Here is a 13,125-nt window from a genome sequence, read left to right on the forward strand (position 1 = left end):
ATCGCACTCGGTGCAGTCGGGTGCAGCGGGACAACGCCGGCTGCGTCCTGCGCGATACCGACGATGGAGCTCCACGAGTCGTCCCTGCACCCCGGAGGGGTGGTCCAGCTCCAGGTCGACGCGGTCTGGGAGACGTGCGAGGACACCGGAGGCACCAGCCGCGCGGCGTCGGACGTCACCGTCGTCGTCACGCCCTCCCCGGACGGTGAGGAGGTCCTGCTCGGCCGGCCGACACCGCAGGGGTCGCTGTCCACGGTCGACGAGTCCTTCGACCTCCCGGCGGACCTCCCGGTCGGTCCCGCGGTGCTCGCGCTGCACACCCACAGCGGCGACCTGATCGACGCCGAGCTTCCCATCACGATCACCGCACCGCCGGCGACCTGAGGCCGCCGCACCGCACCCGACGGTTGTGCCGTGGTGGGCCCTGCCGGGATCGAACCGACGACATCCACGAGCGACGACCCGGAGGCCGGCTACCAGTTCGTCGACGTCCTGTTCGACGAGGTGGAGAAGAGCGTCGACGTCGAGCCGTGCGAGTCCACGCTTGTGGGGACCCGGAAAGCGGATGCCCGGGTAGCGTCAGGGTGGTCGTCCCGGGTCGGGACGGACGTGGGGACCAGAACGGACGACACATGCACCGCATCACCCGCGCGGCAGCTATGACAGCTGCCGCGCTTCTCACCGCCAGCGGACTGGGGCTCACGGGACCGCACGCAGCGTCAGCTGCGGCGCCGACACCGATCGGAACCGGAGGGGTGCTGCAGATCCTGTCGCCGAACCTCGCAGACCGCGGAACACCACAATTCGCCGACGGGCCGAACGTGCGACGCTTCGTCGCGGACACCACTCGCGGCATCGATGCTCGGATGACGAGCTCACCGACTTCGACCGCGTCGTTCACGCTGACGCCGCCGGACGGGAAACCCCTCGCCGCTGGTTCCTACCGGCTCGTCGGGTCGCAGCAGGCTGACTTCGCATCGGTTCCGACGCTGAAGATCAACGACGACTACGTGTACGGCGCATTCGACATCCTCGACCTTGCCTCCAACCCGACCAACGGCACCATCACCCGCTTCGACGCGGTCGTTCCCGGCATCGGCGAGTTCCGATTCGGGGAAGACAAGGCCGGGTCCGTCCTCCTCGGAGCGAACAGCTTCTCCTTCAAGAAGACGTTCATCGGCCTGAAGAAGAACGCGGAGCAGGTCGAGACAGTGCACAACACCGGGACCACGGCGGTCGCGCTCGGGAAGCCATCGATCGCCGGCGCCGATGCTTCGTCGTTCTCCGTCATGAGCAACACCTGCCGCACCACCCTCGCGGCCGGGGCGGCGTGCACCTTCAGGGTCGGGTTCGCGCCGAAGACCGCCGGTCCTCTGACCGCGAAAGTCGCGATGAAGATCGGCACGGCGAACAAAGCGGTGCGGCTGACTGGTTCGGCATACCTCGGCACGACCAGCATCACGTCCTCGGGGAAGGACATCGTCAACAAGGGGAAGACGACGAGCGTCAACAGCTCGAACACCGCCATGCTCGTCACCGAAGACGGTTACGGCTGGACGTTCATCGCTGACCGACTCGACGGCTCCGGCACTGTCGTCAGTGTCCACGTCGAAGGCCCTTACCGGAAGCCGCTCGCGGTTGGTACCAGGAAGACGACCTCGACCTCGGCCGCCGGAGACTACGAGGTCCTCACCACCGTCAACGGAAGCGGCTGCGACACCACGGGTACCGAGACGGTGAAGCAGTTCCTGCTCGACCCGGTCACCGGCCTTCCGGACACGGCCGACATGTCCTTCACCCAGTACTGCTTCGACAAGATCCCGCAGACGGGGACGCTGAAGTGGCAGGCCCGTTCCGACGCCACCGCGCCCGCGGCGCCGACCGCTGTGGAGGTGTCCGCGACCAAACCGCGGAAGGTCTCCTGGAAGGCCTCCGCCTCGAGGGACGCGAAGTCCGTCGTCGCACGGCTCGTGCAGGGCACCGGCGCAGGTGCCACTGCGCAGAGTGGGATACCGCTGACCGTCTCCGGCACGACAGCGACAGTCCCGTCCGTTCATTCCGGACAGCAGTACACGGTGCTGCTGTTCAGCGTCGACACCGCTGGGAACGTCAGCAAGCCAGCCACCGCCCGGTTCGGAACCGCACCAGTCACCGTGATGGCACCGGGCCGGCCGACCATCACCGCTGTGACTTCCGGACCCGGAACAGTCACCGTGTCATTCACGCCGTCGCCGGACAACGGCGGACTCCCCACCAGCTACACCCTCTCCGACAGCCACACGGAGGTCACGGGCACCTCCAGCCCGCTGACCCTCACCGGCGTTCCCGCCGGAGATGGGTTCGTCTACATCACCCCGAGGAACGCTGCCGGGGAGGGCAAGACGTCCTCCTCCGTCGGGATGACCGTCGAGTAACAGCAGACTGACGAACGCCCCGACCACTGCGCGTGGTCGGGGCGTTCGTCAGTGCGTCGCGGTCTCCGCGGCTGCGGTGTCAGCGCCGTGTTCGGCGAGCTCGAGATCCGCACGGACATGGCCGCGATCGCGGAAGCGACAGAGGCCCGTCGGTCCCGAGGCGGGTCGCGAAGAGGCGGCACTCGCGCTCGACTGTCGTGCACGCCGAGGCCCGCGCCTCCGCAGCGTTGCACGCGCCATCGCGACCGCCTGTCGGACTGGAGGCGCGGCGCCGGCTGGCCCCGCGGCTCCGGTCCGACGACGCTTCCGGATCCAGCCCGGCCCGCTCGACGATCCTCCGGTGGGCCCTGCCGGGATCGAACCGACGACATCCACGGTGTAAATGTCCTTGTCCCTGGGCGCAGCCGGACCGGTAGGCAAGTAACCGCAAGCATCGCAGCTGTTTGAAGTCCGGTTCTTTGCGGTTGGTTGCCACCGCGTCCGCGTCTTCACCAACACCACACCGACACGCAGAAGCACCACCGCACACACCAGGACTCGCGGCGCCGGCGCCGAAGGCGGCGAAGGTCCGCGCGACGAATTGGCCGCGCCAGGAGCTCGACGATACCCGATTTGATCTGGGCTTTCCTTCATTGGAGATCCCGCGGCGTCGGGTCATGCATAGGGCGTGCATGACCAACGCAACCACCCACACCATCAAGGCCCACAGCGCTCAGACGTCGAACGGTGAGACCGCACCTTCTCGTCGTGGCCGCGGTTTCACGCACGAGTCGGGCCCGCACAACCCGAACATCGAGTGGTACACCCCGGCCGCCGTGTTCAACGCTCTGGGCGTCGAGTTCGACCTCGACCCCTGCTCCCCCGGTTCCGCTCTCTCGAACGTCCCGGCCGTGAGCTGCTTCACCATCGACGATGACGGGCTGACCTCCCCGTGGCACGGCATGTGCTGGGTGAACCCGCCGTACGACGACACGGACACATGGCTCGAGAAGCCGGCCGCACACGGCGATGGCATCGCACTCGTCTTCGCACGAACGGACACCAAGTGGGCGCACAAGGCGATGGCGTCGGCCGACGTCGTCTGCTTCACCGCTGGCCGCATCAAGTTCATCAACGGCCGGACGGGCCGGCCGCAGGGGTCGCCTGGCGCGGGGTCGATGTTCCTGGCGTGGGGAGAGCGAGCCGCGAGAGCGCTCCGCCAGGCCGACCTCGGGCTCTGCTTCTCCGTTCTGAGCTGACCACCGGCTGACCCAGAGGCCCTCGATGCGACTTCGCATCAAGGGCCTCTTCGCGCGCTCACATCACGTCGAGGATGCCAGCGCGCTCCAGCATCAGGAGCATCTGCACGACGTTCGGCCCCACCCGCTCCACCGAACCCATCGGTAACGGGGCACCGTGCAGCTGCGCGACGGTGAGGTAGAGCGCCGGCTTGCCGACCCACCGCTCGGGGAGGTCGGATTCGAACCGCTCGCCCTTCGGCGCTGTGTAGATGGCCAGCTCCTCTACCGTCATCGACGCGGTGCCACGACGTCGATGCACGCGCTCCCAGTGTTGCAGTTCGGCGTGCTGTGCTCTCTGGGCGACGGCAACCATCAGCTCGACGCTATTCGACGCACCCGGCAGCAGGTGAACCAGCGCGGCTCGCGGATCATTGAACAGCAACCAGTCTCCGCTGATGTGGACGAGGGTGTGGGCTGACGGCTCGGCGGTCACGACGGCGGCCTACGCCGTCCCGCACGAATGTCGGCGAGGTAGTCGAGTGGTTGTTGCAGCGACCACAGCGCATCGAGCAGGTGGCCATCTTCCGGCATTGCCCAGCCGAGGAGAGCGGTGGCCTCAGCGGGTGAGAAGATCTCGCCTGCCCGGACCACCGCGGTCCAACCAGCGCGGATGTGAACGCGCCGGACTTCGTCGGGCGCATCCCGCTTCGCAACGCGCGCGTACTCCCCAGTCCCTTCCGGCGGGATGACGAGCTCAACGATCAGCCCGACGTCGCGACCCAGCGTGAGGACCTGCGCGCGAACGCGGACCTCCGCGTCTTCGTCAGGCCCGCTGCGGTACTCGATGAGCATCGGCTCGCCAGCGGGCAGCGACGACGAATGTGCATCGACGATCGACCGCAGGCACGCCCACGAGATGGCTCGCCACGTACCGCTGCCCGATTGCAGGACGGAGAGAGTCTCGGCCGCGAGGTGCTGCTTGGCCTCGGGGTAGCGGCTCATGCGAGGCCCATAGCTGTCGGCGCCATCGCGCGTGGCACCTCGGTTGGTCCTGATCGGTTCACGAGAGGTGTATGCGCGGACTGCAAGACGAGAGTGCGTACGAACGGACTGACGACGGCATCGGATCTCGTGTTGATCCTCCGCACGCGGTGGGTCCGCAGACCGATGGTCCCGATGCGCCGCGGGGGCTGAGTTCATCACGCCCACGTCTATGCGGCGAACCGCGGCGTCGACGCGACTTTCCCGGTGATCGGCGCGATCTGGGCAGTATGGAGCAAGCGGCGACTTGCCCCTGCTCGACGAACGAACGGGCTCGTCAAGTCGCCGCAGATCGCCGCTAGCAAGCCGATCGGAAGGGGTAGGAGACCCCTTGACTTGAAGACTTATGTATTTGGTAGATATAGAAGAAGAAGAAGAAGTAGTTCGACCCTAGATCCCCATACCTATATACCTCCCAAAGGGTCTATAGCCGTACCTCCCCGCACCGGGTACGCAAGGAAGCCGGGCAAGGTCTGCCCAGGTCAGAACGGCTTTTCATCAACTTCCGTGGCGCGTGACGGGCAAGCAGCATCCGTCCGGAACGACGGTCGGGCACCCAGGATGCACGTCCGGAGCCCGTGCTGAGTTGGTTTATCAGCCCCCTGCCTCCCTGACGACGGTGGCTGCAACGCGCCAGCATCGCCGTCGAGGGATGGAACCGAAACACAGGTCAGCTCAGCCCGTCTTGGTCACTCCGAGAGTTTCGCCGCATAGGTGTGTGTGGACAGCAAACAGCCTGTCCGTCCACCACCAGGAAGCGAACACATGTCCACCATCAACCAGCCAACCACCAACGGCGCAATGTCACTCCGAGAGCTCGCGGGAGCGGCCGACGTCACCATGGGCACCGTGTACGCATGGAACGCCAAAGGCATCCTCCCCGAGTCCTCGTTCAAGGTCGACGGGAAGTTGTGGATCCCCCGAGCGGACGCGGACGTGCTCATCGCAGAGCGGCGTGCGGACAAGCAGCGGTTCTTCGGTCAGAACACGGAACCGTTCCCGCCGGATGTTGAAACGGTCGGGCTTGAGTGGCTCGCTGCCCAGCTCAACGTGACAACACGCCGGGTGTGGGCACTCAGTGCAGAGGGCGCGTTGCCTGCATCCGCGCGTCGGATCGGGCGGTCCATCCAGATCCCCCTCGAGGATGCACGCGCGTTCGTCGAAGAGCGGCGCAGCCGCAGGCGGCGCCCCTTCCCGCGGCACCGGCAGGAGTCCCGGGCGACCGTGGGCCTTGGCTGGCTCGCCGACGAAATCGGCTGCGCTCGACAGTCGCTGTACTACATCATCAACGTCGTCCCGCTTCCGGACTCGACGTACTACGTCGGGAACGAGATGCGAATCCCGCGCCCGGACGGCGAGAACTGGGTCGCGGACTTTTCCGCGTCGCTTGAAGCCGACAACGCGAACGGGCGACGCCTCGGTGCAGCGCTGAATCGATCGCGAGCCGTGTGACGGTGGTGGGTCGGCCGACCAGCATCAGCCGACCCACCAGCTGGGATCGTCTGGGTCAGATCACCTCGTCGCGATACGCGGGCTGCGAATACGTGAGACCCTCCCAGCGGACTTGGAATGGCCACCCTCCGCCACTCGTGACGATTCCACGACACCCGCCAGGCACGAACGTCCGACTCGTCCCACCATGGTCCTTGCTCGCAGCCACAACGGTTCCGGCAGCGATCTCCATAGCTGTTCCTTTCCTCACGGCGGCCGGACATCGGCAGCACGACGCCTATGCGCGGACAGCCGAGGCTTTCATCGGTCCGTGGCAGGAACTTCGTCGGGCGTGATCGCCAGGGTCGCACGACGGGGTGCGGTTTGTCGTTGGTGCTGGCGGCGGCACCGAAGACACCATCTTCCTCCGCGCATATCAGGGCGGAACACGGCGACCCGCCCCGATTTCGAAGAGGATCTGATGAGCAACACGAACGATGAATGGTGGAGTCGAGCTCAGCAGCGGACGGACATCCTTGACCTGGGCCAATGGTCCACTTGGCCCGTCGACGTCACTCCCGCGCTCGTCGCCCTCGAACACGCAGGTCTGCCGGCCACCGTCGAGACATTCGACACGGTCCGTCTCGCCGACGGTCGCCGCGCCCGCGTGGCACCGGCAGCATCCCTCCGCCGTCAACCCGAAGTTGATCCCAACGAGCCGGAACTGCTGCTCGTACCCAAGTCCTCATACGTCGCCCCACGAACGATGGTCGAAATCGCCCGCGCCTCGCCGAACGTGCTGCTCGTCAACGGCTCACAGGTGTGGGAGGACGGCCGACAGATCGCCGGGGAGCGCGCGTTTCAGATGCGCGGCGTCGACCGGTACGCGGTGTTCGCTGTCGCGCGCACCCTTCCCGTGGCGAGCGGCCGCATCGACCAACTCGCGGCCCGCACAGGCATGAGCGTCGGACGGATCGGTGACGCGCTCACCATCCTCGGCGACGCAGTCCGGCACGTCGACATCGGTTGGGAAGCGGTGGACATGTTCGCTCTCGCCGACTGGGCGATGACCTACAACGGGCCCGGCGGCATCGCCACCAGCTGGGACCACCCCGGCACCGTGGAAGAGCAAGCACGTCTCCTCATCGACGCCGGAGCACTCGTCTCCGGCGCATGGGCAGCAATGACCCCGTTCCCGGGATTGCCGTATCTCGGACGGGACGGCAACGTCGAGTCAGGACGAACCCGTGTCGCGTTCACTCGCACAATGCCCGACATGGCTGCTCTCGGGTTCACACCCGCCGTCCCTCCGAAAGACGGACCGGCGCGGCCGAAGTTCACCGTCGCCGTCCCCGAAGACGACACCATCTTCGCCACCTCGAACTTCCCCGCCGGCGGCATCACCGACAACACCATCACCGCAGCCACTCTCATGCACCGCTACCACGAGGTCGACCTCGCCAACCAGGTCCGCGGCCGAATTCACTTCCAGGCCGATGTCTACTACGACCTGATTCACCAGCTCCCGGACTAATGGGACTCGACATGGCTTCGAGGCAGGAACGCCAGCTTCGCCAACTCCAACTCGACGCCCTCCGCGGCATCGCCACCGTCCCACTCGGCAAGTTCCCGACCACGCAACCCGTCCAGGCGCCGAACTCAGCCGAGGTCGCCGACCGGATGCGGCAGATCGTGGTAGCCGACCCAGGAGACGACGGCGTAGGTCTGCGATCGGTAGCTGAGATCCAAGCGCAGCGGACACTGACCGCTTCACTCGTTGAATGAGCGCGGGCCGCTTGTCCTCGTTCTGCCACCGAGCCCCTTCTGAAGCTGGACGTCTGGCGTTGCCCCTTGGCAGCATGAGCGCCATGGAACTGAAAGGCCGTGACGGGACCGCGACCCTCACCGATGACCACATCGAGTTCAGGTTTGCGTTCAGCGTCCGCAGCGCCAAGATGACCAAGGGCGTGCGGATACCACTGGCGAAGGTGGAGTACCTCGAGTACGAGGACCACCAACTCCGTGTGCGCGCTAAGGGCTGGTCACGCACCCCCGAGCCGAAACGGGACGGGCTGACGTTCCGATTCAACCGCGATGGTTCCGGCGAGGCATTTGCGGACGCGGTTTCCAACGCGACGGGTGTCCCCTTTACGGACCTGACCACGGACGTCGTGCAGTGGCGTCAGGAGCAAAAGGAGCAAGCGCGTCGAGAGAGCGAGAACCAGCCGGAACGTCGTCTCATCGCACCCGCCGGCGCCTTTCAGGGGTACTACTTCGAGGGCAGCAAGCTCGCGCACGGGTCTCGCCGGTGGCGTATGGAAGGCGCAACCGCGACGGTGGACGGCACGGTATCGCAACGCTCCTCGACCGGGCGGACGCTCGGTGGTGCGCTCGTCGGTGGTCTGCTCGTCGGAGGCACGGGCGCTGTTGTTGGTGCGGTCGCCGGGTCCGGCATGAAGAAAAACACGTCTAAGCGGTATCTCACGATCGCTACCCCCGATGAAACCATCGTGGTGCCGTTCCCGTCGCCCCTTGAGCGGCAGGCGTGGGAGTTTGCAGCGCGCATCAACTCCTGGGGTCGTTGATAGTTCAGACTTACAGCGCACCAATTGGCAGGTCGCGGGAGAACTGCTCGTCTCAGGTTCAGGCGAAGACGACGCCGGCTGCTTGCGCCTCCTGCAGGAACGCGAGGACCTTGTCCGCGTCACGGCCCATGATGTAGCCGTTCCGGCGGACGTCGAGGTGAAAGTCGAAGTCGATGAACGCGCGGACGCTGGCGATGTAGCGGGGCAGGAACGACTCGTGTTCCTCCCGGATCTTCGCCAAGAACTCGTCGGCGTCGCGGCGGAAGATGTCGACGTCGGTCTCCTAGTCGTCCTGGCAGCCGCAGTCGCACTCTCGCTCCTCGAGGGTCTGGTCGTACGAGTCGACCCAGATGAACCCTTCGAGGATGGCGTGCTTCCGGTCCTGCCGGCCGATGTACGCAGCCAACTGCAGCAGCGTCTCGTGAGGGAGGTTCGCGACGTTCTCCGGGTCCGGCGCCTCGCTGCCCAAGACGTGCCGGGAGTGCGGCGCCTGGTCGGAGTCCGGCCGGTGGGTGCGCCGCTGATGTAGGCGAGGTGCCGATTGACGATCATCATCCGCAGCAGCCGTTCGTGGACCACAGTGAGCGCGTCCGCTTCCTCCTGCGCGTCGATAAGCCCGTTGAGGCAGGCCCGACCGACTATCGCACCCGTGGGGCTGCTGACCGTGTGGGGTGTGACACTGCGGCTTGCTGCCGGCCGCTTCTGGTCTGTGATGTCCGGCACCCACTGTCTATGCGCAGAGTCCGTTAGGGGCGGTCTTCTCCGGCGAAGCGGTGAGCGATCCGGGGCGCCGTGTCTGGAAGGCTGCCGGGTATGGGTGATGGGGTGTCGGCGCGGCAGCGGGTGACAGCGTTTTGGGACGAAGCGGTTCGCGGCTGGTTGGACAGCTCCCCGCTGGATGTTCGGCTGCAACAGTGGCAGGCGGCGTACTCGGGGCGCGGCGACGGTGCGGTGCAAGCTGACGCTATGCCGGAGCCGTTCATCGGTCCGTTCGCAACTGGCCGGGACCCGGCCATGGTCATGTTGGGGCTGAAACCCGGTGGGGCAGATCTGACGTTCCAAGGCAAAGGCGGAGTGTTCACCGACGCCGTCGGACGTGTGGGCTACACCGAATGGGCGTCGTCGGCGCCGTACACGTCAGAGGCGTGGGAGGGGACGCACGGCCGGAACCGCTACCACCGGAGCCGGGCAGCCTTCGCGTCCAGGTTCCTCGCCGCCGACGTGACACCTGCGGACCTGCTGTACGTCGAACTGTTCCCGTGGCACAGCATCAAGGTGACCGGCTCGATGCACCCCACACCTGCGGTTCTGGCGGAGTTCGTGTGGGAGCCCTTGGCTGAATGCGACGTGGCGCAGGTGTTCGCGTTCGGCGCTCCGTGGCTCACATCCGGAGCTGCGGTGAGTACCGCTCCCGGCCGGGAGTTACAGGTTTCGTGGCGGTCCGGTGGGCGCAGCGCGCACGTGTTCCCGTTGCCGTCGGGGCAAGACCTCATCGTCGTCAAGCAGTCCGGGTACGCCGGACCTCCCGGCGCTCATGACACGGAAGCTTTGAGGGAAGCCCTCGGGTGACCGTCGGCCCGTGCTCGCTTACTCGTCGGCTGGTTCGTCGATGCGGTCGTACGCGGCGGTTAGAGCGTCGGTGACATCCCTGCCGACGGTGGCGACTCTTCGTACGGCGATGGTTGTGGAGTTCGTGTACCCGTACTTGTAGCCGAGGGGTTCCGCGCTCTCGGGGGTGAGTTCGCGGGCCCAGAGGATGTCGTAGGTGGTCGCGTCGAGGAGGATGAACAGGCCGAGTTCGAAGTCCCAGGTGCGGAGTGCGGAGAACGCGCCGGCGGGTTTCCCGGGGATGACGGCGCGTGCTTTCACCTGAACTCGTTGGCCGTCTTCGGTGAGGAGGTCGAAGCTCTTCCCGGAGTTCTTCTGCAACGTCCCGCCATACATCCGCTGCGCCAGTGTCTCAGCGAGGTCACCGAGCGGTGAGTTCCGGGTGCGGATGATGTGACGGGTCTCGAGCTCGTCGAGGATGACGACGTAGGAGGCGAGGAGCTCCCGGACCGACATCGAAGCGGCATCGAACGGCGGCTGCGCGGCGGGCATGACGTTCAGGGTACGGGTGGGGGCCGACGCTACCTCGCCGTACCGTCGCCCTGGCGCGTGCGACGGGCGCGGTCCTCTGGCTCTGCAGCACCAGGTGTTCGGTTACACGCCGGGCGCCCTACGAGGGGAGGACGGCAGCGATTACGGCGGCGAGCATCGCAGCTTTCACGCCGATGAGGGCGACTATCATCGCGGTGTCGGTGCGGGGCTTGTGTCTTATGTTGGTCATGCCGTGCCCATGCCGAACCGGCTGTGCCAGGATCCTCGCCTGCGTTCCTAGGAGGGCGATGCGTCGTGGGTGTACTCGTACGTCGGGTCAGGGCGTTCACGGTCGCCGACCCAGAAGCCGAGCGTCTTCCCGCTGCGGACGCCGCTCATGACGAGTGTGTCCCCGTCGAAGAAGAAGATCTGGATCGGGTTGTTCTCGACGAGCTTCCACGTGCCGGAGAAGCCCACCGGGTAGCTGCCCTGACACTCGTCGGGATTGCTGGCCGGCAGGTCGTGCGTGCAGGCGACGCTCTGCGGGACGCCTGCCGCAGTGAAGGTGTGGTCGCTCCGCAGGTCAAGGGTGCCGTCCCAGTCCGCTGTCGTCATCGTCCAGGACCCGACGGGGTCCACCATCGGCTCGAAGAACGATGACGAGCAGCCCGTCGCCGTCAGCAGTGTCGCCGCGGCGAGCGCTGCCGCGACCACCCACCTGTTCCGCATCGCGTCCCCTCGCTTGCTTCGAGCCGAGCCTACGTGTTGCCGGGGTCAGCGGCTTCGGCTTGCGAGGACCGCTGTCACGTGAGCGGTGAGCGCGGTGATGCGTTCTCGGACTCGGTCAAGGTTGGGGAGGCCGTCGCCGGCTTCGTTGATGACGATGCTGCCATCGTCGGCGGTTCCGAACAGCGCGCATTCGCCGTCGGAGTACACCTCGACGTAGAGGTACCGTCGGCCGGCCATCCACTACACGATGAAGCCGTCCCCGTCCGAGGTGACTGTCGGCGTGTAGTCGTCGTCGGTGATGATGGCGCGGAGCAGCGTCTCAAACCGGGAGCGAGTCTCAGCACCGAGGTCGGGGTACGCGGAGACGTCGGCGGTCTGGGTGAGGGCATGCTCGAGGTTGGTCACCACCGGACGACCTCTCCGGTGCTGGTGAGCACGCTGTGGCAGTCGCCGCAGATGTGGACGCTGATGTGGTTCGCTTCCCGGGTGTGCCGGTCATTCGCTGGCGGCTCGCTTCCAGTCGATGTTCGCGTCCGCGAGGTGCGGGTAGACGACGAGCATCCGTTCCGGGTCCACCTGCCACATGTCGTGGTCCCAGTCGCGGGTGCCGTCGTCGCGGGTGTAGCCGGCGTACGTGTTGCGTCGGTCGGCGATGTTCGACGCTGCGATGTCGTCCCGGGTCTGCTCTGACAACGGCGTAAGAGCACCGGCGTCGGCGAGCCAGGCGACGACGGAGTCCGTGACGGCACGTTTCGGGCCCGAGCCTTTCGTGTCGTCCATGAGCGACGAGTGCACCCGGCCGGGCATGATGAGCCACCCGTTCGTCGGGAAGGGCACCCCACGAGCGTCTACCTGCCGGCCCCAAGAACGAGCGTCGACGATCTCGCGGAGGAGGTACTCCTCACAGCGGTGGAACTCGGCGAGGTCCCTCCGGTTGAGCTCCGGATACGGGATGGTCCCCTGGCCGGAGTCCCAGATGGTCGGCTGCGGTCGCGGCTGCTCGTTCAAGCGCCGCCACCACTCGCTGAGACGGCTCACGTTCGGGGCGCCCAGCGAGTGTCGTCGGTGCGGTGCAACTCCGACCCCATCTCCACCCAGGGCCACAGCTCTTGTCGTTCGCACCCGGCCCGGTCGTACCTGCTCACCATCGCTCCCCTTCGGTCTTCATCCACGGTAGGGGATGCGGCAGCTGCGCTGAGTGGACTCCGAAGCGGAAGTTCATTTGGCCGCGGTGGCGACCCGTCGTACCGTCAAATGGTCGGACTGGTACTGACTCCCGTCGTCACGATGAGCGCTGCGGCATGCGGTGCGCTGACACAGCGGGAACGGTTCGACACCATCGAAGCGTGGCGCTTCTCGAAGGGCAGGTCTCATGACCGCCGACATCACCGACCCGATGAACCCCCGCCTGTGGCACCGCCACGGGATGCACTCCCCCGCCGAGATTCGGGCGATGGTCGCCGCTCGTCTCGAGATGACGCCGGTGAACGCAGACATCCGATACGAGGACTTCCTCAGCGAACCAACCTGCTGACGCGGCGTCCTGAGGATCCTGCTGCCCGGCCGGTCGTACGTTCGGTGCATGCGAGGAGACATCGAGACGTACCACCAGGACGGCACGTGGCA

The 13,125-nt window shown here is 66.5% G+C and carries 18 protein-coding genes; 9 read left to right on the forward strand and 9 right to left on the reverse strand.

What is annotated here, in order from left to right; genetic code table 11:
- The first annotated feature begins 99 nt into the window (after positions 1-99).
- From DEI95_RS16655 to DEI95_RS07955, 4 genes are all read left to right on the forward strand, one after another.
- Positions 100-384 (forward strand): hypothetical protein, encoded by a 285-nt coding sequence (locus DEI95_RS16655; RefSeq protein WP_181419585.1) that lies wholly within the window; start codon positions 100-102, stop codon positions 382-384.
- 30 nt (positions 385-414) lie between these two features.
- Complete coding sequence (locus tag DEI95_RS07945; RefSeq protein WP_111059895.1) at positions 415-663, forward strand: hypothetical protein; 249 nt, start codon at positions 415-417, stop codon at positions 661-663.
- A 203-nt stretch (positions 664-866) separates the two neighbouring features.
- Entirely contained in the window at positions 867-2,414 is a 1,548-nt protein-coding gene (locus DEI95_RS07950; protein WP_181436236.1) for a choice-of-anchor D domain-containing protein, read from the forward strand.
- Between the two features lie 671 nt (positions 2,415-3,085).
- Positions 3,086-3,652: a DNA N-6-adenine-methyltransferase gene (locus DEI95_RS07955; protein WP_181436237.1), complete on the forward strand. Its 567-nt coding sequence runs from the start codon at positions 3,086-3,088 to the stop codon at positions 3,650-3,652.
- A 58-nt stretch (positions 3,653-3,710) separates the two neighbouring features.
- On the opposite strand, the gene DEI95_RS07960 is transcribed toward DEI95_RS07955, so the two are convergent.
- Together DEI95_RS07960 and DEI95_RS07965 are read right to left on the reverse strand one after the other, a co-directional pair.
- On the reverse strand, positions 3,711-4,127 hold the full coding sequence (locus DEI95_RS07960; RefSeq protein ID WP_111059898.1) for a hypothetical protein: 417 nt from the start codon (positions 4,125-4,127) through the stop codon (positions 3,711-3,713).
- The gene (locus DEI95_RS07965) at positions 4,124-4,636 is read right to left on the reverse strand and encodes a hypothetical protein (protein ID WP_111059899.1); all 513 of its coding nucleotides are present in this window, start codon (positions 4,634-4,636) and stop codon (positions 4,124-4,126) included. Before DEI95_RS07965 ends, DEI95_RS07960 begins: the two co-directional genes overlap by 4 nt.
- Before the next feature lie 804 nt (positions 4,637-5,440).
- Here DEI95_RS07965 and DEI95_RS07970 point away from each other — a divergent pair.
- From DEI95_RS07970 to DEI95_RS07985, 3 genes are all read left to right on the forward strand, one after another.
- On the forward strand, positions 5,441-6,127 hold the full coding sequence (locus tag DEI95_RS07970) for a hypothetical protein (RefSeq protein ID WP_111059900.1): 687 nt from the start codon (positions 5,441-5,443) through the stop codon (positions 6,125-6,127).
- A 460-nt stretch (positions 6,128-6,587) separates the two neighbouring features.
- A complete protein-coding gene (locus DEI95_RS07975) occupies positions 6,588-7,640 on the forward strand; it encodes a hypothetical protein (protein WP_146243621.1) in 1,053 nt (350 codons plus the stop codon).
- 334 nt (positions 7,641-7,974) lie between these two features.
- The gene (locus tag DEI95_RS07985; RefSeq protein ID WP_220036635.1) at positions 7,975-8,691 is read left to right on the forward strand and encodes a hypothetical protein; all 717 of its coding nucleotides are present in this window, start codon (positions 7,975-7,977) and stop codon (positions 8,689-8,691) included.
- Between the two features lie 58 nt (positions 8,692-8,749).
- Here DEI95_RS07985 and DEI95_RS07990 read toward each other — a convergent pair whose 3' ends face one another.
- On the reverse strand, positions 8,750-8,932 hold the full coding sequence (locus DEI95_RS07990; protein WP_111059904.1) for a hypothetical protein: 183 nt from the start codon (positions 8,930-8,932) through the stop codon (positions 8,750-8,752).
- Between the two features lie 42 nt (positions 8,933-8,974).
- Complete coding sequence (locus DEI95_RS16950) at positions 8,975-9,097, reverse strand: hypothetical protein (RefSeq protein WP_258367523.1); 123 nt, start codon at positions 9,095-9,097, stop codon at positions 8,975-8,977.
- Between the two features lie 407 nt (positions 9,098-9,504).
- On the opposite strand from DEI95_RS16950, the gene DEI95_RS08000 reads away from it, so the two are divergent.
- Positions 9,505-10,260 carry a hypothetical protein gene (locus DEI95_RS08000; protein ID WP_111059906.1) on the forward strand — a complete coding sequence of 252 codons (756 nt, stop codon included), beginning with the start codon at positions 9,505-9,507 and terminating at the stop codon, positions 10,258-10,260.
- An 18-nt stretch (positions 10,261-10,278) separates the two neighbouring features.
- On the opposite strand, the gene DEI95_RS08005 is transcribed toward DEI95_RS08000, so the two are convergent.
- The 5 genes from DEI95_RS08005 to DEI95_RS08020 all read right to left on the reverse strand — a co-directional run bounded on the left by DEI95_RS08005 (position 10,279) and on the right by DEI95_RS08020 (position 12,537).
- Positions 10,279-10,791 carry a DUF6998 domain-containing protein gene (locus DEI95_RS08005; protein ID WP_111059907.1) on the reverse strand — a complete coding sequence of 171 codons (513 nt, stop codon included), beginning with the start codon at positions 10,789-10,791 and terminating at the stop codon, positions 10,279-10,281.
- Positions 10,792-11,067: 276 nt separating this feature from the next.
- The gene (locus tag DEI95_RS08010) at positions 11,068-11,499 is read right to left on the reverse strand and encodes a hypothetical protein (RefSeq protein WP_146243622.1); all 432 of its coding nucleotides are present in this window, start codon (positions 11,497-11,499) and stop codon (positions 11,068-11,070) included.
- Positions 11,500-11,544: 45 nt separating this feature from the next.
- Positions 11,545-11,736 carry a hypothetical protein gene (locus DEI95_RS08015; RefSeq protein WP_111059909.1) on the reverse strand — a complete coding sequence of 64 codons (192 nt, stop codon included), beginning with the start codon at positions 11,734-11,736 and terminating at the stop codon, positions 11,545-11,547.
- A gap of 3 nt (positions 11,737-11,739) precedes the next feature.
- Positions 11,740-11,904 carry a hypothetical protein gene (locus tag DEI95_RS16660; RefSeq protein ID WP_181436238.1) on the reverse strand — a complete coding sequence of 55 codons (165 nt, stop codon included), beginning with the start codon at positions 11,902-11,904 and terminating at the stop codon, positions 11,740-11,742.
- Between the two features lie 90 nt (positions 11,905-11,994).
- Positions 11,995-12,537, reverse strand: a complete 543-nt coding sequence (locus tag DEI95_RS08020) for a hypothetical protein (RefSeq protein ID WP_146243623.1) — start codon at positions 12,535-12,537, stop codon at positions 11,995-11,997.
- A 334-nt stretch (positions 12,538-12,871) separates the two neighbouring features.
- Between DEI95_RS08020 and DEI95_RS16665 the strand changes: the two genes are divergently transcribed.
- A complete protein-coding gene (locus DEI95_RS16665; protein ID WP_181436239.1) occupies positions 12,872-13,033 on the forward strand; it encodes a hypothetical protein in 162 nt (53 codons plus the stop codon).
- Positions 13,034-13,125 lie beyond the last annotated feature (92 nt).

The organism is Curtobacterium sp. MCBD17_008 (assembly GCF_003234475.1).
GTDB lineage: Bacteria > Actinomycetota > Actinomycetes > Actinomycetales > Microbacteriaceae > Curtobacterium.

Bases quoted from the DNA above. Each gene is read 5' to 3' on its own strand.
- DEI95_RS07950 (WP_181436236.1), top strand. From the start codon at position 867: ATGACGAGCTCACCGACTTCGACCGCGTCGTTCACGCTGACGCCGCCG.
- DEI95_RS07955 (WP_181436237.1), top strand. From the start codon at position 3,086: ATGACCAACGCAACCACCCACACCATCAAGGCCCACAGCGCTCAGACG.
- DEI95_RS07965 (WP_111059899.1), bottom strand. From the start codon at position 4,636: ATGAGCCGCTACCCCGAGGCCAAGCAGCACCTCGCGGCCGAGACTCTC.
- DEI95_RS07970 (WP_111059900.1), top strand. From the start codon at position 5,441: ATGTCCACCATCAACCAGCCAACCACCAACGGCGCAATGTCACTCCGA.
- DEI95_RS07975 (WP_146243621.1), top strand. From the start codon at position 6,588: ATGAGCAACACGAACGATGAATGGTGGAGTCGAGCTCAGCAGCGGACG.
- DEI95_RS07985 (WP_220036635.1), top strand. From the start codon at position 7,975: ATGGAACTGAAAGGCCGTGACGGGACCGCGACCCTCACCGATGACCAC.
- DEI95_RS08000 (WP_111059906.1), top strand. From the start codon at position 9,505: ATGGGTGATGGGGTGTCGGCGCGGCAGCGGGTGACAGCGTTTTGGGAC.
- DEI95_RS08005 (WP_111059907.1), bottom strand. From the start codon at position 10,791: ATGCCCGCCGCGCAGCCGCCGTTCGATGCCGCTTCGATGTCGGTCCGG.
- DEI95_RS08010 (WP_146243622.1), bottom strand. From the start codon at position 11,499: ATGCGGAACAGGTGGGTGGTCGCGGCAGCGCTCGCCGCGGCGACACTG.
- DEI95_RS08015 (WP_111059909.1), bottom strand. From the start codon at position 11,736: ATGGCCGGCCGACGGTACCTCTACGTCGAGGTGTACTCCGACGGCGAA.
- DEI95_RS16665 (WP_181436239.1), top strand. From the start codon at position 12,872: ATGACCGCCGACATCACCGACCCGATGAACCCCCGCCTGTGGCACCGC.